The sequence below is a fragment of the Arthrobacter sp. Soil736 genome, from assembly GCF_001428005.1.
Classification (GTDB): domain Bacteria; phylum Actinomycetota; class Actinomycetes; order Actinomycetales; family Micrococcaceae; genus Arthrobacter.
The window spans coordinates 28,742-49,561 of the sequence record NZ_LMSB01000024.1; the positions used below are offsets into that span (position 1 = coordinate 28,742).

Consider the following 20,820-nt stretch of genomic DNA (forward strand, 5'->3'; position numbering starts at 1 on the left):
GAGCGGCGATGCGGGTATCGAACGTGTTGGTTCCGGCAAGCAACGCGGTGTCTTTCACGCTGATCAGTGTGACCGGCGTGGTGGAACCGTTCAGGTCCCGGCGGGCAGTGCGTCCGGGATCCGGGGTTTGGTGTTTCCTGTGAAGGTGAACTTGGCGTCGTCTCCTTCGCCGTCCACGTCCACCACCACGATGTCGCCGGAGTGGAGCTCGCCGAAGAGGATCTTCTCGGAGAGCTGGTTTTCGATTTCGCGCTGGATGGTGCGGCGCAGCGGGCGCGCGCCCATGGCGGGATCGTAGCCTCGGGTGGCCAGGAGGACCTTGGCCGCGGTGGTGAGTTCGATGCCCATGTCCTTGTCCGCAAGGCGCTTCTCCAGACGGCCGATCATCAGGTTCACGATCTGGATGATTTCGTCCTGGGTCAGCTGGGGGAAGACGATGACGTCGTCTACGCGGTTGAGGAACTCGGGGCGGAAGTGCTGCTTGAGCTCTTCCGTGACGCGGGCACGCATCCGGTTGTAGCCGGTCTGCGTGTCCGTGCCGGACTGGAAGCCGGTGGCCACGCTCTTGGAGATGTCTCTGGTGCCGAGGTTCGTGGTCATGATGATCACGGTGTTCTTGAAGTCCACCACCCGGCCATGGCTATCGGTCAGGCGGCCGTCTTCCAGGATCTGCAGGAGGGAGTTGAAGAGGTCCGCGTGGGCCTTTTCCACTTCGTCGAACAGGACCACGGAGAAGGGTCGGCGGCGGACCTTTTCGGTCAGCTGCCCGCCCTCGTCGTATCCGACGTAGCCCGGAGGGGCGCCGAAGAGCCGCGATACCGTGTGCTTCTCCGAGTACTCGGACATGTCCAGGCTGATCAGAGCGTCTTCGTCGGCGAAGAGGAACTCGGCGAGGGCCTTGGCGAGCTCGGTCTTGCCGACGCCGGTGGGGCCGGCAAAGATGAACGAGCCACCCGGACGCTTGGGGTCCTTCAGGCCGGCACGGGTGCGGCGGATAGCCCGCGAAACCGACCTAATCGCTTCGTCCTGGCCCACAATGCGCTGGTGCAGCTCGTCTTCCATCTTCAGCAGCCGCGAGGATTCTTTCTCGGTCAGCTTGAAGACGGGGATGCCCGTAGAGTTCGCCAGCACCTCGGCGATCAGGTCCTCGTCCACCTCCGACATGTCATCCACGCCGTGGGTCTTCCAGTGGCGCTCCTTCTCGGCACGTTCGGCAATGAGCTTCTGCTCCTTGCCGCGTAGCGAAGCGGCCCCCTCGTAGTCCCCGGCGTCAATGGCAGACTCCTTTTCCCCTTTGACGACGGCAATCTTTTCTGCAAGGGCCTTCAGCTCCGGAGGGGCTGTCATGCGCCGGATGCGGAGGCGGGCGCCGGCTTCATCGATGAGGTCGATTGCCTTGTCCGGCAGGAAGCGGTCCGAGATGTAACGCTCAGAGAGATTCGCGGCGGCGACCAGTGCGCCGTCGGTGATAGTGACCCGGTGGTGCGCCTCGTAGCGGTCGCGCAGCCCCTTGAGGATCTCGATCGCGTGGGCCACAGCGGGTTCCTGAACCTGGATCGGCTGGAACCGGCGCTCCAGGGCGGCATCCTTTTCGATGTGCTTGCGGTATTCGTCCAGCGTGGTGGCACCAATGGTCTGGAGTTCGCCGCGGGCCAGCAACGGCTTGAGGATCGAGGCAGCATCGATCGCACCTTCGGCGGCACCTGCACCGACCAGGGTGTGGATTTCGTCGATGAACAGGATGATGTCCCCGCGCGTCCGGATCTCCTTGAGGACCTTCTTGAGGCGCTCTTCGAAGTCACCGCGGTAGCGGGAGCCGGCCACGACGGATCCCAGGTCAAGGGTGTAGATCTGCTTGTCCTTGAGGGTCGCCGGGACGTCGCCGCGGACGATCGCCTGGGCAAGGCCTTCGACGACGGCGGTCTTGCCGACGCCGGGCTCGCCGATCAGCACCGGGTTGTTCTTGGTACGGCGGGAAAGGACCTGCATGACGCGTTCCATTTCCCGTTCGCGCCCGATCACCGGGTCCAGCTTATTCTCGCGCGCAGCCTGCGTCAGGTTGCGGCCGAACTGGTCCAGGACCACGGAACCGGCAGGGGTGCCTTCTGCCTGACCCGGGCCCTCGCCCGCGCCGGTGGTTTCCTTGCCCTGGTAGCCGGAAAGCAGCTGAATGACCTGCTGGCGGACCCGGGTGAGGTCGGCTCCGAGCTTGACCAGCACCTGAGCCGCAACGCCCTCACCCTCACGGACGAGGCCGAGCAGGATGTGCTCCGTACCGATGTAGTTGTGGCCCAGCTGCAGGGCTTCACGGAGTGCGAGCTCAAGCACCTTCTTCGCGCGGGGCGTGAAGGGGATATGGCCGGAGGGCGCCTGCTGGCCCTGGCCGATGATCTCCTGTACCTGCTCGCGGACGCCGTCGAGCGAAATGCTCAAGGACTCAAGCGCCTTTGCAGCAACGCCTTCACCCTCGTGGATCAGACCCAAGAGGATGTGTTCGGTACCAATGTAATTGTGGTTCAGCATGCGTGCCTCTTCTTGGGCAAGCACAACTACGCGACGTCAAACATTTCGCCACACTCCTGGCTGTCTCCTACCTTGATGCTACGTCGCTGCGGGCCCTCATGGGGTGTTCGCCGAGAGGTAGGTTATGAGAACGCCAGGAAGGCAGACCGCGACGCCACGCCGCACGTTTTGTGCTCGGAAACGGTTCTCGAAACCCTAATCTGGACGAGGTCTGCACGAAATATCAGAAGCCGACTGCACGATCGATCCTCGGTTCGAATCCCTCGGGGGATTGAGAATGGCGCTGACCTGTGACCCGCCTCCCGAAAGCCCTGGCACCGGAGCTAATTACCGTCTGCGACGATAACCTGCACCCCGCTTTCGTCCAAGGCCGTCTGGAGGTCCTGCGGGGGTTGTTGATCGGTGACAAGGACGTCCCCGGCGTCCAAGGGCGAAATCTGGGCGAAGAGTTGTCGGCCGAACTTGGATGAGTCGGCGAGCACTATGACGCGTGTTGCGCGCTTCATCATTTGACCCATCATGACCGCTTCGGCGAGGTGGCTGGTGGTGTAGCCGGAGGCAGAGATCGCGCCGACGCCGATGACGGCAAGGTCGCACTTGATATCGATATCGCCGGCGTTTCCGTCTGCCCGGAAGGATAGCGGACCCACCACCGCCTGGGCGCCGAGCCGTACCGAACCGCCGAAGAGGTAGAGATCCCGGCAGACTTTGGGCGAGATTTCGGCGGGTATTCGGAGGTTGTTCGTGGCGATTGTCAGCTCGCGCTGGTCCTTAAGATGTCGGGCCATTGACAGCGAGGTCGTTCCGGCATTGATCATCAGGACGGTTCCGTCAGTGACCAGGGAGGCCGCCAGTGCCCCGATGCGGTCCTTGGCGCTGGTTTGAAGCCGCATTCTGATGTCCACGCCGGTGTCGGCGCGCGGGACTGCCGAAAGACTCACCGCCCCGCCGTGTGTTCTGATCAGGATACCGTCAGCGTCTAGCTGGTCGAGGTCCCGGCGGATGGTGTCGGGTGACACGTCGAACCTTGTCGCAAGGTCCGCCACCGTGACTTGCCCCTTTTCAGCCACGAATGAGGCCAGGTCCGCCTGTCGGCTCGCCGGAAAGCGTGCAGAGCGGTTGCCTGTGGGGGACGTTGCAAGTGATCTGCTCATAGTCCACATTTAACACATCCTGCGAGTTAATGCGATATAGCTGCCGCACCGATTGCCACGATGCGTTTTTCTGCGACAGCTGGCCGAACGGGATTCTGGAGGTTCCGAGAGCTGGCGATGCGGCTGTCATTCATGGTTTTTCGCGGGTCTGGCGCGCCCGCTGCATGCCTTCGCAAGATCCGTCGTTCCCCTATTGACGCAAAAGTGTGACGGGGCTTACGATCAATCAAACGCATAAACCGGCATAAAGTCGCATCGGAATGCGCGAATCAGCACTTTGGAACTTCGATAGGAGAGTCATGAGCAAGGATGCTCTAAGCAGGCGGGGACTGCTGGCGGCCGTAGCGGGCGTTGCCGCGGTCACCATGGTTGCGGGTTGCGGCGGAGGGTCTACGGGCGGCGGCAACGCGTCGCCCGGCGGGGAGGTGACGATCGAGTTTGCGCAGTGGTGGGAGCCGGAACTCCCTGCTGGTTCACTGCGTCAGATGATGGATCAGTTTGAGCAGGAGAACCCGGGCATCAAGGTCAAGCTGCTCAGCGGACCGTATGCCTCGACCAAGGAGCAGGTTGTGGCGGGAGCCGCGGCGGGGACCATGTCCGATGTTGTCGGGCTGGATGGCGCCTGGATCAGTGATTTCGCGAAGCAGGGCTCTATTGCGGACCTTGGCAAATTGATGGCTGACGCCGGTTATGACAAGACCCAGCTCTCCAGCGAGGTCAAGGTCAATGACGCGACGTACATGATCCCGGTATTGAACTTCGTGTACCCGATGTTCTCCAACACTGACCTGCTGCAGAAGGCGGGAATCGCGAAGGCGCCGTCGAACCGCACCGAGTTCACGGCTGCGGCGAAGGCGGTCAGCAACCTGGGCAACGCCAAGGGCTGGGTCCTGCCGTTGTCACTCGAGGCTCCCAACGGCGTGCAGAACGATGTCATGTCCTGGGCATGGGCCTCCGGCCAGAGCATGCTCAAAGACGGGAAGCCCGATCTCACCAACCAGGACATCAAGGGCACGGTGGAGTACGTCAAGAGCCTCTGGGATGACGGGGTGATCGCCCCGGGTTCCTTCACCATGAAGGAACAGGACAAGGTCGAGGAATTCACCAACGGCCGCGTCGGGATGATGATCGATTCCCTCGCGCACATCAACACGATCCGTGAGAAGAACCCGAACCTGAAGTTCCAGGTATCTTCCGTTCCGTCGGTCGATGGATTTGCCGGCAAACGGGGCATCCCCTTCGCATCGTGGGGGATCGGCGTCTCCGAGAACAGCGCGCACAAGGCCGAGGCCTGGAAGCTGATCCAATTTCTGATGAGCGAGAAGGCCAACGCAAAGCTCTCGACCCAGGCCAATGCCTTCCCCGGCAACAGCAAAGCTACGCCGGACTTCTCCGGGAAAGATGCACTGTTCAAGGAAGCCTTTGACATCTACAAGAGCGGCTACCCCGCCAACGAGTTCGTTGGCCTCCCGGTTGCGGAACAGCTGATGCGCACTTTCGACGAGCAGTTCCAGAAGACGCTTTCAGGCTCCCAGCCTGTCGACCAGATGCTTGAAAACACTCAAAACGCCTGGATCAAGCAGTTCTAGACCCACGAAGCGGTCCGGGTGCGGCCCAACGACGACGGGACCGCACCCGGACCGAGGAGGATTCCCATGGTGCTCCTAACACCAAAAACGCTTGACGCGCCGGCAGAGGTAGCGGCCCGGGCGAAGAAGAAACGCAACCTCGTCCCGTTCGCTTTCCTCTCGCCAACCATCATTCTGCTCGTGATCCTGATGCTGATTCCGATCGTGATGGTCATCGGGTACTCGCTGATGGATAACGTCATCATGAAGACGAACCCGGTATTCGCGGGCTTCAACAACTATGTGGAGGTCCTGGGCAGCGAGATCTTCCGTACGGCGGTCCTGAACACCACTTTCTTCACCACAGTAAGCGTCGGAGCGCACCTCGTCCTGGGCCTGGTCTTCAGCACGCTGCTCAACAGCCGGTTGCTGAACGGGGCCACCAAAGCGCTTTTCCGCGTCATCTACGTACTTCCATGGCTGTTTACTGTTGCCATCATCGCGATTCTGTGGCGGCTGCTGCTGAATCCCAACGGCGTCATCAACTACGTCCTGGTCACCCTCGGCATCACGGAGACTGGTGCCGAGTGGCTCTCCTCGCCCGGGACGGCGCTGTTCGCTGTCACCTTCATCAACATCTGGGCAGGGTACCCGTTCTTCATGGTGAGCCTGCTCGCCGGACTGCAGGGCATACCGCGGGACCTCTACGAGGCGGCCCGGGTCGACGGAGCCAACGGCCTGCAGCAGTTCGTGAACATCACGTTGCCGCAGCTGCGACCCATCATCGTCAGCATGGCCGTGCTCGACCTCATCTGGACCAGTCAGCAGTTCGCGCTGATCTGGATGACCACCGGAGGCGGACCCATTAACGCCACCGAGATGCTCAGCACCATGACCTACAAAATGGCCTTCAGCAACTATCAATTCTCGCTTGCTTCCGCAAGCGCAGTGATCATCCTGGTCATGTCCATGGTCCTGGCCTACTTCTACGTCCGTCATCAAAAGGCGCGTGATTGACATGTCGAAAACCAAAAAACAGCGTGAGGCGCTGGAAAGAACCGGTGTGCTCCTGGCCCTGATCGGCGGCGCCGTATTCGCAGGATTCCCGGTCCTGTGGATGCTCGCCAGTTCCTTCAAGTCCAACACCGAGATCTTCGAAGCACCGCCACGGTTCATCACCGAAGGATTCTCCTTCGCTGCATATGCTTCCATACTGAGCGATCCGACCAAGATGAGATTCTTCATCAACAGCTATGTTGTGGCTCTGGCGGTCACCGGTCTGACCCTGGTCGTCGCCCTGTTCGCGGCCTACGCCTTCAGCCGGTTCGACTTCCCTTTCAAGAGGACGATCAACATTGTCATCGTCAGCGTCCAGGCCGTGCCGCCGATCACGTTGCTGGTGCCGTACTTCGGCCTGGTGGTCTTCCTCCGCATGTTCAACACCTACCAGGGGCTGATCCTGACCTACATGGTCTTCACCCTGCCGTACGCGATCATCATGCTGACGGGCTACTTCAACACGCTGCCCCGTGAGCTCGACGAGGCCGTCCGGGTTGACGGCGGCGGACCCATGACCGCTCTCTGGCGCATCCTGGTGCCGGTCTCCGTGCCAGGGATCGTATCCGTCGGAATCTACACCTTCATGATCGCGTGGAATGAATATCTCTTCGCACTGACACTGACCAAAACCCAGGATATGCGAACCGTCCCCATCGGCATCCAGCTCCTCATGGGTCAACATTCCTACCAATGGAACGAAATGATGGCCATAAGCATCCTTGGCTGCATACCGATTCTCATTCTTTACATCTTCTTCCAGCGCTACTTCATGAGCGGTATGACCGCGGGCGCCGTGAAGTAAATCAACCCCATTCCATCAACAAAACGTAGGAGAGAAACAAATGTTGGTAAACGGCAAGACCATCCTCGATGTGGCGAACAAGCACAACTTCGCGGTCCCGGCCTTCAATATCAGTGACTACGCGATGATGAACGGCATCTTCGAAGTCTGCGAAGAGAAAAAAGCGCCAGTCATCATTGCCATCCACCCCGACGAACTCAGCCATCTCGGTGTCGACGTGCTGCCGGCCATCATCTCCCGGGCACACCGCTCCAGCGTGCCCGTGACCATCCATCTTGATCATGGCGCGAGCTATGAGCAGGTCCTCACCGCGATCCAGGCTGGATTCACCTCGGTGATGATCGACGGATCCATGCTTCCCTTTGACCAGAACGTCGCCATCACCAAGAAGGTCGTCGATGCCGCGCACGTTGTGGGTGTGTCGGTTGAGGGAGAGCTCGGGACCATTGGCAAGACCGACGACGAGGCCGAGGACGGCACGGCAACCATCATCTACACCGACCCGGAGGACGCCGTCCGGTTCGTCGAATCCACGGGCGTCGACAGCCTGGCCATCGCTATCGGCACCTGCCATGGAATCTACCCGGCAAGCATGAAGCCTGAGCTGAAACTGGACCTGCTGCAGGAGATCAAGAAGAAAGTGACCCTGCCCCTGGTGCTGCACGGCGGATCCAACAACCCCGACGGCGAGATCGGCGAGTCGGTGAAGCTGGGTGTCAACAAGATCAACATCTCCAGCGACATCAAGGTCGCCTATCACAACAAGATGCGCGAAATCCTCGCTGACCCGGGAGTCCGCGAGCCCAACACCATCCAGCCGCCCTCCATCGCAGCCATGAAGGTAGTCGCCGCCCACAAGATCGAGCTGTTCGCCGCAGCGAACACGGCCGAACTGTACTGAGGTAACGGAGTCTGATGTCGCGCGAGAATGTGGTGCTGGGTCTTGGCGGTACCGTCGATTACGAGGTCGAATGGAACTCGGCCATCATCGAAGGCCTGATTGAGGACTTCGCGATCGACGCCGCGGAGCTTGACCGGTTCGTCCCGGTCGATTCCGAAAGGAACCTGATCGTAGCCATTCTCGCGCACTTGCGCGACGGTGTCGGAGGAGAGCGGTTCATCACCTCCTCCGACACCGTCAAGACTTTCGCTTCCCGGTTCCAAAAAAGGATCACGCTGGGCGGCACCTGCGTCCGGGCCGGATTGGCCATGGCGAAGCTCGGAATCCCGAGCACTCTTCACCTGGTCAGCATCGATGACACCGTGCGGCGGCTGCTGCCTGCATCCTGCACCTACATCTGCAGCGCTTCGGCAGATTCGACCGACCCCCACCTGATCGTGCAATTCAACGGGGGCGCCACCGTGCAGGCCAGAGACATCGACCTGCGCGCGGACCACCCGAACCGGATCATCTTCACCAACGACCCGCCAAACACCGAGATGGTACTGAGCGAGGAACTCGGCAACGCACTCAGGACCGCGGATGCCTTCCTCATCTCTGGACTCAACGTCATCAACGAGCGGTCGGTCCTGGACGCGCGCTTGGCCACGCTGGGACGGGAACTGCGGAATCTTCCGCCCGGAGCGGTCGTGTTTTACGAAGACGCGGGCTTCCACCACGCTGTGTTTGCGCCGGTCGTCCGGGACTTCATGGCCGATACCGTGACCGTCTACAGCATGAACGAAGACGAATTACAGGCACATCTGAACAGGCCGGTAGACCTGCTGAACGCCGTTGACGTGTGCGCGGCACTCCGCGAGCTGCACGGACTAATGCCCGCACGCACCACGGTGGTCCACACCAAGTACTGGTCACTCGCCTACGGCAACAACGCCCGACGGTGGCGGTCCTGCCTAAAAGGCGGCATCACAATGGCCAGCACCCGCTTCTGTTACGGCGACAACTTCACTCCCGCCGACTACGAAGCGGTCGGAGAGGGACCCGTAAACTCCCGCGGCGCCGAACTGGCTGCCGAACTACACCAGCGCATGGGCGCCGACGTCGAATGCCTCCCGGCCCTGTCTCTGGCAACGCAATCACCTACCACCATCGGGCTCGGCGACTCATTCGTCGGCGGATTCATTGCAGCCATCATCGGTCAAAAGCAACGACTCAACGATACGACGGAGAATGCGAACTGGGTCTCCCGAGAACGTGCAGAGACCCAGCTTCTGGCCGAATAGTGCAGGACGGGAGCCCGCGGACCTCCCGCCCCATTCGTCTGGCGCCGCATGTGCCGAGCACCGCGAATTCAGTTGCGCACGAGGGTCCTCAGCAGCTTAAGCGCGACGGAGATCGAATGGATGTCCACCGGACCGGGCTGGGTGACTTCGGCGAAGGTGTCCTTGATCCGTGCGAGCTGCTCTTGGTGTCCGCGTTCCCACTCCACGATCCGTTCCGTGGAGTCGGCTCGCTCGGGACCGCTGCTGCGTGTTGTCCGCAGAACTGAGATGGTCATGTCGGCGACGGCGGAATAGACATCGTCGCGCAGCGCCGCCCTGGCCAGTGTCTCCCATCGGTTCTGCCGAGGAAGGTCGGTGATTCTTAGAAGCAACTTCAGGGCCCCGATGCGCTGGAATGCCGTGGAATAGAGGTCAGCAATGTGCTCGATGGGCTCATGGATCTGCTCCGCAATGAGTGAGATATCCAACAAAGTGAAGCTCAGGACTGCCTCAAACGCGCGTTGCGCAATGTCCGGCGGGATCCCAATGGCCTCCCAGTGCGTCAGAAGGTCTTGCCCGAAGTCGATGTCGTCGCCGCGCAAATAAACCACGGTTCGGTTCCGCCGGAGCGCCATGGCCGGCATGATCCTGCTGAGGGCCTGTTCCACTGGCTGGTCCCGATGATCATGGGACATGTACCAGCGCGTCGCCCGGTCCAACATCCTCCGCACATACAAGGCGAGTTCCGCCGCATGCTCGGCCGGAACAGCGGGGGGAAGCCCGGCCATCCAGTCCGCGATCCAGTGAAGGCCAAAGGCCTCGCGCACTGCCACGAAGGCCCTTGCGAGAGCGGCCGCGCTCCCGGTGGTTTCCTCGACGGCGCGGAAGGCGAAGGTGATTCCTCCGAGGTCGATGATGTCGTTGGCGAGCACGGTGCAGATGATCTGCCGGCGCAGGGGGTGCGTTTCCAGCTCGGTTCCGAAGCGGTCCCCGATCTGGGGCGGGAAGTAGCTGCGAAGAACCCGGTCGAACCACGGGTCGTCGGCGACGTCGCTGTCGTTCAGTTCCTTGGCGAGTGCGATCTTGGCGTAGGCGGCCAGCACGGATAGCTCGGGGGAGGTGAGCCCGTTGCCGGCCTGCAGCCGTGCATGGAGCTGGTCCGTGGTGGGCAGTGCCTCACGGCCCCGGTCCAGGTCGGTGGCACTTTCCAGCCAGTCCATGGTCCGTTCGAAGCCGGGGCTCCAGTTGAGGTCGAAGCCCGGGCTCCAGTTGAGGACAAGAGCACGGTCGTTGACGAGCAGGACGTTCTGGTCACGGCTATTCTTCAGCACCAGGCGTGCCACGTCGTCACTGAGCGAGTGCAGGAAGTCGGCGCGCTCGCTGGCTGCCATCGTGCCTGCCGCGATCATGCGGTCGATGAAGATCTTGATGTTGACCTCGTGATCGGAGCAGTCCACGCCGGGAGAGTTGTCGATGGCGTCCGTGTTCAGCAGGACTCCGTTCAGCGCGGCCTCCACCCGTCCCCGTTGAGTCATCCCGAGGTTGCCGCCTTCGACCATGATCCTTGCCCGGAGCTCGTTGCCGTTGATCCGGATCGCATCGTTGGCTTTGTCGCCCACCTCGGTGTTGATTTCGGCAGAGGCCTTGACATAGGTTCCGATCCCGCCGTTGTAAATGAGGTCTACCGGCGCCCGCAGGATCGCCTGGATGAGCTCGGGCGGGGTCATCGCCGTCGTCTTCGTCGGCAGGCCCAAGGCCGAACGCACCTGCGGACTGATGGCGACCGACTTGGCGACGCGCGGGTGCACCCCGCCGCCAGGGCTGATCAGCCCGGGGTTGTAGCCGGCCCACGACGAACGGGGCAGATTGAAGAGGCGGCGGCGTTCCTTGAAGGAGGACGCGGCGTCGGGTGTGGGGTCCAGGAAGATGTGCCGGTGGTCGAAGGCGGCTACGAGCCGGATGTGGTCGGAGCGCAGCATCCCGTTGCCGAACACGTCCCCGCTCATGTCGCCGATGCCGACCACGGTGAAGTCTTCGCGCTGGGAATCGATCCCGAGTTCGGTGAAGTGCTGTTTCGCGGACGCCCAGGCGCCCCGGGCAGTGATGCCCATCTGCTTGTGGTCGTAGCCCATTGAGCCGCCCGACGCGAACGCGTCGCCCAGCCAGAAGCCGTACTCCTTGGCCACCTCGTTGGCGGTGTCGGAGAACGTCGCGGTGCCTTTGTCGGCAGCCACCACGAGGTAGTAGTCGTCCTCATCATGCCGCACCACGTTCGGCGGTGGGACGACGCGGCCCACCGAGCCCCGTGTGCCGCGGGCGTCACGGGACACGGCGACGTCGGGCGGGGCCAGGTTGTCCGTGACATCGAGGAGCCCGCGGAGGAAGTCCTTGTAGCTCTCTATCGCTTCCGCGAGCCATGCCGCGCGGTTGGCCTCGGGATCGGGAAGCCGCTTCGGGTAGAAGCCGCCCTTGGCGCCAGTCGGGACGATCACGGAATTCTTGACGATCTGGACCTTGGCGAGCCCGAGGACTTCGGTACGGAAATCCTCGCGCCGGTCCGACCATCTCAGGCCCCCGCGCGCCACCGGCCCAAAGCGAAGGTGCACGCCCTCGACCCGGGGCGAATAGACCCAGATCTCGAACTTCGGACGTGGGTGCGGAGCGCCTGGGAGGTGGGAGGGCTGGAGTTTGAGGCTCAGGTACGGCCGGTCGCGGTAGAAGTTGGTCCTCGTCGTCGCCTCGATGAGGTTCAGGAAGGTCCGCAGCAGGCGGTCCGCGTCCAAGGACGTGACAGCATCGATAGCCTTGATCACTTCGTCCCGGGCGGTCGCCATTTCGCGGAGCCGCTGGGTGATGCCAAGCCCTGGAAGGAAGCGGGCGCGGAACAGGCCCAGCAGTGCGTGGGTCGCTCTCGCGTTGGCCAGGAAAGTATCCGCGATAAAGCCGTACGAGTTGGTGGTTCCCAGTTGCTGGAGGTACTTGGCGTAGCCGCGGAGGATCACGACGTGCCGCCAGTCAAGGCTCTCCTGCAGGACCAGTGCGTCGAAGCGGTCTGATTCCGTGTCACCACGTATGGCTGCTCCGAACGCGTCCGCGAGCAGGGAGCTGGTTCGAACGGGATCCACGCCGGGCGGATACTTCACGCCCAAGTCATAAAGAAACAGCGGCAGAGTGTTGCCCCGCAGGACCTCGAAGGGGCGCTGGTTAAGTACCTGGAGGCCCAGGTTGTGGAGGAACGGCAGGATCTGCGTGAGGCTCCGGGCACTGGTGAGATAGAGGCGAATCCGGAAGTCCTCGACCTCGGCCTGCGTAGCATCGGCACGGACAGCCAGTACAGAGTCGTTCAGGGGTCGACCGCCGGTGCCATCCAGATCGTATTGCTCAAACCTCTCGATGTCTTCAATGGCATCTGCGACCTCGAAATCTGCCCGGTAGCTGGCAGGGAAGGCATCGGCCCAGAGCGCGGACAGCCTTGTGGCCTGTTCGGAGGGCATGCGTTCCCGCAGGGCTTCGTCAAGTCCTTCGGCCCATGACCGAGTGGCATTGATGAGTGTCCGCTCCAGTGCAGCCGGATCGATGGACTCTGGTTTTGCGCCGGCGGGCAGAAGTACGCGGAAGAAGATGCGAGCCATGTGCGATTCGGTGAGTCGGACCTCGAACTCAAGCGATGAGGCTTTGGAGGCTTCTTTGAGCTCCTGTTCAATCCTGAGCCGCACGGCCGTGTTGTAGCGGCGGCGCGGAAGGAACATTAGGGCGGTCATGAAGGGGCCGTAGTCGTCGAAGCGTAGGAGAAGCCTAGTCTCATGGCGTTTTTGGAGCCGCAGGATGTCGGCCGCCAGCCGAGTCAGTTCGCCTTCGTCGATGTGGAACAGCTCGTCAAGAGGGAACGACCCCAGCGCGGCGAGCAGTTTCTTCTCTTGGGTTGACGCAGGGGCGAAACCGAGCCTGTTACTCACGTTAGCGGCCTTGTCCCGGATCACAGGAATGCGACGCACTGATTGATCCGCCGTTCCCGGGGCGAAAACGCCCACAAACCTGCGTTCCCCATTGACGACTCCGGCAGCACTGAACGTCGGGAGACGGATTTCGTCCAGATAAGAGGGCTCTGGAACCGAGGATCGAAGGCCGGAAGTGTACAGCGCGAGTACCTGCGAGCCCCGGAACACAGTCTGGTCTGAGCTGCGAGGGTGATTCTGCCTGCGCAAAAGGCCCAGGGCAGTACCCGGACGGGGTCGAAGAGCCGGCCCATCTTTCTCAGCCGTCAACACATATTCGCAGTGTCCCAGATAAATGAAGTTCCCCCCGTTGAGCCACAGCAGGAGCTCTCTGAGCTGTTCGGCTGACGGCACACAACCGCGCGGGAAGGCCGCTAAGGAGTCGACGGCGGCGGTCACTTGTTCCTTCAGGGCAGCTGAGTCCTCTGTAACTGCACGGACATCGGCAAGAACCCTCTGGATATTCGCGATGACGTCCGAGGCGTTCGACGATCTCGGCTGCCTGCCAATTTCAACGGCAACCCAGGTTTCCGTGGCCCAGGAATAGGGCAGGTCGGCAACAAGTCCCGCGCGCTGCGGCGCATGGCGGAGCTTGAGCAGCTCATGGGTTGCAGGATCCCGAAGGACCTGGAACAAGGGATGGACGAGCAGCCGGACCGTCGCTCCTTCGCGGGTCAGCTCCGAGGTGACCGCGCGAACCACGTGCAGCGCGCCTTCGGCCACCACGAACACCACACTGGCGCTCGGTTCGTTGAGGACATCCACCCTTGACGTCCCCGGAGGAAGCACCGAGGCGAGCGAAAGATGGTGCCGTGCACGACGCTCTAAAGTATCGCCTGCGTAGGTGAGGAGCTCCTCGGGGTCCACGTGCTCGTAGTAATCCATGAGGAAATGATCGTCCGCCTGGGCCGGACCACTTGATGCGGAGTGCTCCGCTGGCACAGATTTACCGGGCATGCCCTAACGCCTCCAGCGCGTGGGACCGCCTCCATTTGCGCCTCCGGAGATGGGATCCTCACGCCTGATTTCATGATGTCCTTCTCTCCCCGCGGCGTCCATAGCTGCGAAACAACCGCCCGGGTAGGCAGGGATCAAGCACGTTGGCAGTGTGGGTTCAGGTCAAATGGTCGAAGTCTCCTCTCGCCCAAGCAGCGTGCCGTTGGGCGGAATCGTGCAGAATGGCCTTGGCTCCGGACTCGATTACATTGTTGAAGTTGCCGTAGATCCGGTCGAACTTGAGCTCTCCCAGCTGCGCGGCGATTCGCAACGCCACCGCGCCGGATAGCGGCAAATGATTCGGGTAGCTGCGCATGAAGGCGATGGATCTACGGTCTGGATTCGGAAACACGCTGTCGCCGGTCAGCAGAGCTCCTCTGCCGCCCGCTCCTGCAGCCCAGTGCACCACCGCGCTGCCCGGGAAGTGCCCCCCGGTCTGGTGTAGTGTCAACCCTTCGGCGATAGTGTGACTGCCGGACCAGTATTCGATGATCGGATCGTTTCGCCCCAGCCATCGCCGGTCTGCGTCGGCCACAAGTACAGGGACGCCACCGAGCCGTTGCGACCATTCGACCTGCACACCAAACATGTGTGGATGGCTGGCGGCGATCGCCAGGACCGGGCCTCGCTCAAGCGCTGCCTTCACAGCGCTGTCATCGACATATCCGACCGGATCCCACAGCAGCGAACCCTCGTGTGTCACCACAAGCTGAGCGGTCTGGCCGATCCCGACTATTGGCTCCGTCTTGATCCCGATAAGTCCCGGCTCGTTCTCCTTCAACAATGTCTGCTGGCCCTCCTCCGCCAGCCCGTCCAGTGTGAGCCACTTTTGTCCGTCCTCGGGCACATACTGCCGCTCATCGGTGCAGATCGGGCAGACCCCCGGGGTAGGCTCGTCGCGTTCGACGGCGCAGGTTGCGCAGATCAGCATGGTCGGTCCCTTCTAAGCGTCTGTGTCCTGCTTTCCCGCCTTCTTCACCTTCGGCCGCAGGCTGGCGTGCCCAGACTATGGCACGCGAAAGTGTCCTAGGAAGAGAGATCGTTGCGGTATCAATTGGGTTGGCGGGCCGCCGTTCTCTTTGGCCGGGCGGACAGGGGTGAAGCCGTCGCGCCGGGTTACGGCGTGTCGGTGAGGTCAGCCGTCGGGATTCTATGTAAACCCCGGGGCCGGCGCACAGTCCGGCAAACGTGACAGATTTCAAGTCCGCGCATGTGCTGCGACATCAGGGTCCAGAGCCGGGTGCCGGGCAATCGTGTGCGCAAGTCTCGTTGGCACACCACAGAGCGGACAAATCTTTCTTTTATCGGCTCCTTCGGGGGCCTTCTTGGTTGATGGCCGTTCTTGTGGTCGATTGATCCCTTCTACTGGGTCTTGTTCGGGGTGTATCCCAGGGACAGGGCGGCTTCGGGCTGTCCGTGGCCGAGGATGCCTGCCGGGACTGTCGCGGTTGCAAACTTCCAGCCTTTAACGGGGCTTGATGGCAAGCGGTCCTTGAACCCGGAAGACCCTTCGGTCGTGATGCTTTTGGGATACAGATTGCGAATCCTCTAAGGTTGATGCCCAATGGAAGCTTTTGACGAAACGTCCGATCAGCCGCGGTCCGCGTCGCCGCGTGGGCCGGTCTTTGTCGATGCGTCAGGTCGGCGCCTGCGGCGGGTCAAGTTTATCGGCCTCGGGGCCCTCGGGCTCGTGGCAGGGTATGTCGTCCTCCTGCTGGTTGCGGTCATCGGCGGACCCAATATCGCCGCGCCGTACTTACCTCTGCCTCCCGCTCCGGTGGCCCCGGCGGCCCGTGATCTTCCGTCATCCCCATCGGCGCCGGCTTCTAACGCGGCTGGGCTCCCAGATCGCGAAGCTGAACCGGCGGAGCCTGCAGCGCCGGCCGCTTTCCAGGCTCCGGTGACTGCGCCTTCGGCCGTTCCTGTGGCACCACCGATCAATGGTGAGGCCATGCAGCATGCGGCCCCCTTTGCCTCCGGTACCCCTCTTGCGCCCAGCACGGAGCCGGCGAGTCCGGGCAAGAGCGAGACGGCTCCCGGCCAGACCACGCGACCGTCCACGCCGACGCACCCGTGAGTACAGGCCGCCTGAGCAAGGGTTCTGCTCCGGTCAGTGTCAGGGCACACTGGTTCATCCTTCTGACCGTCGTGTTTGCGCTGGGTGTCGCACTCGCCGTGCAGGGGTACATGCATCACCTCGCTGGGATCGGCGACGACTCCGTGTCCGAGAGTGGGGCCGCCAGTACTGTCCCGAATGCCGTCTCTCAGGGTGGCCCCGTCGTCGACTCCCGCGGCGGGACGGTCCGCACTGTGCGTCCACCGGATCGTACGGTGGCCCTGACGTTCGACGACGGCCCAGACCCGGTCTGGACGCCTCAAATTCTCGACGTCCTCCGGAAGCATCACGTCCACGCGACGTTCTTCGTAGTCGGCTCGGCGGCGATCGACAACCCCGACCTCGTGCGCCGCATCGTCGAAGACGGTCACGAGATCGGCGTGCACACACTCACCCATGCCGACCTCGGCACCGCGCCGACGTGGCGACGACAGCTCGAGGTCCAAGGTGCCCAGAATGCGGTCGTCGGCATCACGGGTCGTGCGGCGTCTCTGCTGCGACCGCCGTACAGCTCGGAGAACGATGCGGTCACCGACGGCACCTGGTCCGCGATGCAAGGGTCGGCGGACGAGGGGTACCTCACCGTGCTCAGCACCACCGACAGCGAGGACTGGCGACGGCCAGGCGTCGCGACAATCGAGCGGAATCTCACTCCGTCCGGCCGACAGGGGCAGGTGCTCCTGATGCACGACGGCGGTGGCGACAGGCAACAGACCGTCGCCGCCCTCGACTCCACCCTGTCGCGATTCGCTGACCAGGGCTATCGCGTGACCACGGTCGGCGACGCCGTCGGGATTGACAGCATGCGGCAGACGTCCACCGTGGAACAGATCAGTGGAACGGCGTTCGTGTGGGGCATCCGGCTCAGCGACTTCGTCGTCACGGCCATCTCGTGGGCGCTCATTGCGGCCGGCATCTTGACGCTCATCCGGGCCGTCCTTGTGGTCGGTTTCGCGGCGCGCCATAGCCGCGCCTCACGCCGCGTCCGGGCGGCCAGTCGCGGTCGACGCCGGATGGATGTTCCAGTCCGGCCCGAGACCACGGAGCCGGTCAGTGTGATCGTCCCGGCGTACAACGAGTCGGCAGGCATCGAAGCCGCGGTCCGATCCATCGTCGCCTCGACCCATCCGGTTGAGATCATCGTGGTCGACGACGGGTCGACCGACGGGACTGCAGACATCGTGGAAGCGCTTGGCCTTCCGGGCGTCACGGTGATCCGGAAGGAGAACGGCGGCAAGCCGTCCGCCCTGAATGCCGGGCTCGACGCTGCCAGCCACGATCTTGTGGTGATGGTCGACGGCGACACCGTCTTCGAACCGGACACGGTTCATGCCCTCGTCCAGCCCTTCGCCGACCCACGGGTGGGTGCAATTTCGGGGAACACCAAGGTCGCCAACCGCGGCGGCATCCTCGGCGCCTGGCAGCACATCGAATATGTCGTCGGCTTCAATCTGGACCGCAGACTGTTCGACGTCGCGGAGTGCATGCCGACCGTCCCCGGCGCCATCGGCGCCTTCCGCCGGGATGCTCTCCTCCGGGTCAGCGGAGTGAGCGACGACACGCTCGCCGAGGACACCGACCTGACCATGTCACTGTGCCGCGATGGCTGGCGAGTCGTGTACCAGGACGACGCGAGGGCCTGGACCGAGGCACCCGCGAGCCTCGGCGCCTTGTGGCGCCAGCGGTACCGCTGGTGCTACGGCACGTTGCAGGCCATGTGGAAGCACCGCGGCGCGGTGGTGCAGGGAGGAGCGGCCGGCAAGCTCGGCCGTCGCGGGCTCGGCTACCTGCTCGTCCTCCAGGTGCTGCTTCCCCTGTTCGCCCCCGTAGTCGATGTCTTTGCCGTCTACGGCCTGATCTTCCTCGATCCGCTGCGGATCGCGGTGCTCTGGCTCGTCTTCGTTGTCGTTCAATTCCTCATGGCCGCCTACGCGTTCCGGCTCGACAATGAGCCGCTTCGCCCGCTGTGGACGCTTCCACTTCAGCAGTTCGTGTATCGGCAGCTCATGTATCTCGTCGTCATCCAGTCGGTGGTCACCGCCTTGGCCGGCGTGCACCTGCGGTGGCACCGAATGGAGAGGTACGGCAGTCTGCGCGTCCCGCCCGCCACGCAGGGCCAAGCGTAGGAGTGCAGGAACTCCTGGGGAACCGGGCGCCATTCAGAAGGTCGCGAGGAAATGCGCCCAGCCCGCCGAGCACGTAGTCGTAGAGCGTGGCCTCGGGGATCTCGACGTCCGGGTACGGGCTGGTGAACATGGCGGCTCCTTCGACGCACGACGGCGGGGAGTCGCCGTCGACCCTGGGTGAACGAGCCTAATGCGGCAACCTTCGATCCGGGCAGCATGTGTTCAGCAGCGCGATTTGTCTACTTCGCCATTGCCAGGCTGGGTATATTGGCATCAATGGACACGCTATTCACAGCTCCTTCTATATCGGTTGGGGCTTAAGAACTTACTCTCAGCATGTGTGGAAGTTTTGGGAATCGAGGGCCTGGTGTCTCACGCAATTCCGCCGGGGGCCAGCCGGCGTCTGTACAACGAAGACCTCGCACCGGCCGAACACCGTACGTGGGGTTTCTATTCACTGTTTGCAATGTGGATGTCGGACATTCATTCGCTCGGCGGATACACGTTCGCCGCCGGTCTCTTCGCGATGGGCCTCGGTGCCTGGCAGGTGTTCCTTGCACTGGTGGCAGGGATCATCATCGTCTTTTTCCTGATGAACTTCTCCGGATACGCAGGCCAGAAGACCGGCGTGCCCTACCCGGTGCTCGCCCGGGTCTCGTTTGGAACGTTCGGCGCCAACCTGCCCGCCCTGATTCGTGCGCTCGTCGCGATCGCCTGGTACGGCATCCAGACATGGCTGGCCTCGCGCGCCGTCATCATCATCGCCCTGAAGATCTGGCCCGAACTGCAGGGTTTGACGGAGAACAATTTCCTGGGCGAATCCACACTGGGCTGGCTCGCCTTCCTGTTGATGTGGTCGCTCCAGCTTCTTCTGCTGCGCAACGGCATGGAGACGATCCGGAGGTTCCAGGACTGGGCCGGTCCGGCCGTCTGGGCGGTGATGGGGCTGTTGGTCGTTTATATCCTGATCAATGCCGGGTGGAATATTTCCCTCGACCTGCCAGGGGGCAAAGCCGAATGGGGGGTAACTCATGCCTTCTTTGCCGCCGTAGCGCTGACGGTGACGTACTTCTCCACCCTGATGCTCAACTTCTGCGACTTCTCCCGCTTCGCGCCGTCCCGCAGAGCGGTGCGCACGGCCAACCTGTGGGGGCTGCCGGTGAACTTCATCGCCTTCTCCGTGGTCTCCGTCGTCGTCACTGCCGGAACGTTCAAGGTCTACGGGGAGCACATCTACGACCCGGTTGAGATCGTCGGCCGGATCGACAGCATCTGGGCCCTTCTGCTCGGCGCCGTCACCTTCGCTGTCGCGACGCTGGGAATCAATGTCGTGGCGAACTTCGTCTCGCCGGCCTACGACCTCGCCAACGTTTGGCCCTCGAGAATCGATTTCCGGCGCGGCGGGCTGATCGCGGCGATGATCGCACTCGTCATTACGCCCTGGAACCTGTTCAACAGTCCGGTCGTGATTAACCTTTTCCTCGGAGGGCTCGGAGCGCTGCTCGGGCCGCTGTTCGGGATCATCATGGTCGACTACTACGTGCTCCGAAAGCAGCACGTGCTGGTCCGAGACCTGTTCAGAGAACAGGGGTACTACACCTACACGGGTGGCTGGAACCAGAAGGCCCTCATCTCATTCCTCGTCTCGGCCGTCCCGGCCGTGGTCTTTGCCCTCGCTCCATTATTTGCCGCCCTCTCGGCCTTCTCCTGGTTCATCGGAGCAATCATGGCGGCCGCGGTGCATTACGTCAGCTCCCGCCGTGACACGACTCTGGCCGAATCGGTCACGGCCGCGGCCGCCGAGGAAGCGGGGCAGAGCGCGGCAAGGACGTAGGCTCCCGATGGGGCGAAGAACTCCTGGTGCCCCGCGAATCCACCCCTTCGCTCTGCGAGCTCTTATTTAGGTGCAACTGATCGCAGGGTTCCTGATCTCGCGGGGCTCAGACGCCGCCGCGGCGGATCAGTTTGCCGCCGGGGGTCTGGCCGTCCACGACGTTGCCGCGCAGGTAGGTGCGGCGGACGACGCCGGAGAGGGCCTTGCCGTCGTACGGGGTGATGGGGTTTTTGTGCTTGAGCTTGGAGACGTCGACCACGAAGGCTTCGTCGGGGGCGAAGACGGAGAAGTCGGCGTCGTAGCCGAGCGCGAGCTGGCCCTTGTTGGAGAGGCGGGCGAGGGCTGCGGGCTTCTCGGCCATCCACGAGACCACCTGTTCCAGGGGGATGCCGCGGTGCCGGGCCTCGGTCCAGATCAGGGACAGGCCCAGCTGGAGCGAGGAGACGCCGCCCCAGGCCACGGCGAAGTCGCCGTTTTCCAGGTC

General features: G+C 62.8%; 13 protein-coding genes. 7 read left to right on the plus strand and 6 right to left on the minus strand.

The features are described 5' to 3' along the window. Window positions 1-90: 90 nt before the first annotated feature. Window positions 91-2,547 carry an ATP-dependent Clp protease ATP-binding subunit gene (locus ASG92_RS14960; RefSeq protein ID WP_157372229.1) on the minus strand — a complete coding sequence of 819 codons (2,457 nt, stop codon included), beginning with the start codon at window positions 2,545-2,547 and terminating at the stop codon, window positions 91-93. 299 nt (window positions 2,548-2,846) lie between these two features. Next, on the minus strand, window positions 2,847-3,677 hold the full coding sequence (locus tag ASG92_RS14965; RefSeq protein WP_056629728.1) for a DeoR/GlpR family DNA-binding transcription regulator: 831 nt from the start codon (window positions 3,675-3,677) through the stop codon (window positions 2,847-2,849). A 299-nt stretch (window positions 3,678-3,976) separates the two neighbouring features. Between ASG92_RS14965 and ASG92_RS14970 the strand changes: the two genes are divergently transcribed. From ASG92_RS14970 to ASG92_RS14990, 5 genes are all read left to right on the plus strand, one after another. Next, window positions 3,977-5,266: a sugar ABC transporter substrate-binding protein gene (locus tag ASG92_RS14970; RefSeq protein WP_056629730.1), complete on the plus strand. Its 1,290-nt coding sequence runs from the start codon at window positions 3,977-3,979 to the stop codon at window positions 5,264-5,266. Between the two features lie 66 nt (window positions 5,267-5,332). Beyond that, window positions 5,333-6,262 carry a sugar ABC transporter permease gene (locus ASG92_RS14975; protein ID WP_056629731.1) on the plus strand — a complete coding sequence of 310 codons (930 nt, stop codon included), beginning with the start codon at window positions 5,333-5,335 and terminating at the stop codon, window positions 6,260-6,262. A 1-nt stretch (window position 6,263) separates the two neighbouring features. Next, complete coding sequence (locus tag ASG92_RS14980; protein WP_056629741.1) at window positions 6,264-7,106, plus strand: carbohydrate ABC transporter permease; 843 nt, start codon at window positions 6,264-6,266, stop codon at window positions 7,104-7,106. Window positions 7,107-7,146: 40 nt separating this feature from the next. Further along, window positions 7,147-8,007, plus strand: coding sequence for a ketose-bisphosphate aldolase (locus ASG92_RS14985; protein WP_056629744.1), 861 nt, complete (start codon window positions 7,147-7,149; stop codon window positions 8,005-8,007). A gap of 14 nt (window positions 8,008-8,021) precedes the next feature. After that, complete coding sequence (locus ASG92_RS14990) at window positions 8,022-9,290, plus strand: ADP-dependent glucokinase/phosphofructokinase (RefSeq protein WP_082579517.1); 1,269 nt, start codon at window positions 8,022-8,024, stop codon at window positions 9,288-9,290. 68 nt (window positions 9,291-9,358) lie between these two features. Here ASG92_RS14990 and ASG92_RS14995 read toward each other — a convergent pair whose 3' ends face one another. The 3 genes from ASG92_RS14995 to ASG92_RS30290 all read right to left on the minus strand — a co-directional run bounded on the left by ASG92_RS14995 (window position 9,359) and on the right by ASG92_RS30290 (window position 15,745). After that, a complete protein-coding gene (locus ASG92_RS14995) occupies window positions 9,359-14,221 on the minus strand; it encodes an NAD-glutamate dehydrogenase (RefSeq protein WP_056629746.1) in 4,863 nt (1,620 codons plus the stop codon). Between the two features lie 157 nt (window positions 14,222-14,378). Next, entirely contained in the window at window positions 14,379-15,191 is an 813-nt protein-coding gene (locus tag ASG92_RS15000) for an MBL fold metallo-hydrolase (protein WP_056629751.1), read from the minus strand. Window positions 15,192-15,622: 431 nt separating this feature from the next. Next, window positions 15,623-15,745 carry a hypothetical protein gene (locus tag ASG92_RS30290; RefSeq protein WP_277309320.1) on the minus strand — a complete coding sequence of 41 codons (123 nt, stop codon included), beginning with the start codon at window positions 15,743-15,745 and terminating at the stop codon, window positions 15,623-15,625. A 588-nt stretch (window positions 15,746-16,333) separates the two neighbouring features. Here ASG92_RS30290 and ASG92_RS15005 point away from each other — a divergent pair. Next, window positions 16,334-18,502 (plus strand): bifunctional polysaccharide deacetylase/glycosyltransferase family 2 protein, encoded by a 2,169-nt coding sequence (locus ASG92_RS15005; protein ID WP_157372230.1) that lies wholly within the window; start codon window positions 16,334-16,336, stop codon window positions 18,500-18,502. Between the two features lie 367 nt (window positions 18,503-18,869). Next, window positions 18,870-20,336 carry an NCS1 family nucleobase:cation symporter-1 gene (locus tag ASG92_RS15010; protein WP_240987149.1) on the plus strand — a complete coding sequence of 489 codons (1,467 nt, stop codon included), beginning with the start codon at window positions 18,870-18,872 and terminating at the stop codon, window positions 20,334-20,336. A gap of 106 nt (window positions 20,337-20,442) precedes the next feature. Here the strand turns inward: ASG92_RS15010 and ASG92_RS15015 are convergent. Continuing rightward, window positions 20,443-20,820 (minus strand): amidohydrolase family protein (locus tag ASG92_RS15015; protein WP_157372231.1); only part of this gene is annotated, 378 nt, incomplete at its 5' end.

Excerpts from the sequence above, each read along its gene's own strand:
- ASG92_RS14975 (WP_056629731.1), top strand. The coding sequence starts at position 5,333 with ATGGTGCTCCTAACACCAAAAACGCTTGACGCGCCGGCAGAGGTAGCG.
- ASG92_RS14980 (WP_056629741.1), top strand. The coding sequence starts at position 6,264 with ATGTCGAAAACCAAAAAACAGCGTGAGGCGCTGGAAAGAACCGGTGTG.
- ASG92_RS14995 (WP_056629746.1), bottom strand. The coding sequence starts at position 14,221 with ATGCCCGGTAAATCTGTGCCAGCGGAGCACTCCGCATCAAGTGGTCCG.
- ASG92_RS14985 (WP_056629744.1), top strand. The coding sequence starts at position 7,147 with ATGTTGGTAAACGGCAAGACCATCCTCGATGTGGCGAACAAGCACAAC.
- ASG92_RS15000 (WP_056629751.1), bottom strand. The coding sequence starts at position 15,191 with ATGCTGATCTGCGCAACCTGCGCCGTCGAACGCGACGAGCCTACCCCG.
- ASG92_RS14990 (WP_082579517.1), top strand. The coding sequence starts at position 8,022 with ATGTCGCGCGAGAATGTGGTGCTGGGTCTTGGCGGTACCGTCGATTAC.
- ASG92_RS14970 (WP_056629730.1), top strand. The coding sequence starts at position 3,977 with ATGAGCAAGGATGCTCTAAGCAGGCGGGGACTGCTGGCGGCCGTAGCG.
- ASG92_RS14965 (WP_056629728.1), bottom strand. The coding sequence starts at position 3,677 with ATGAGCAGATCACTTGCAACGTCCCCCACAGGCAACCGCTCTGCACGC.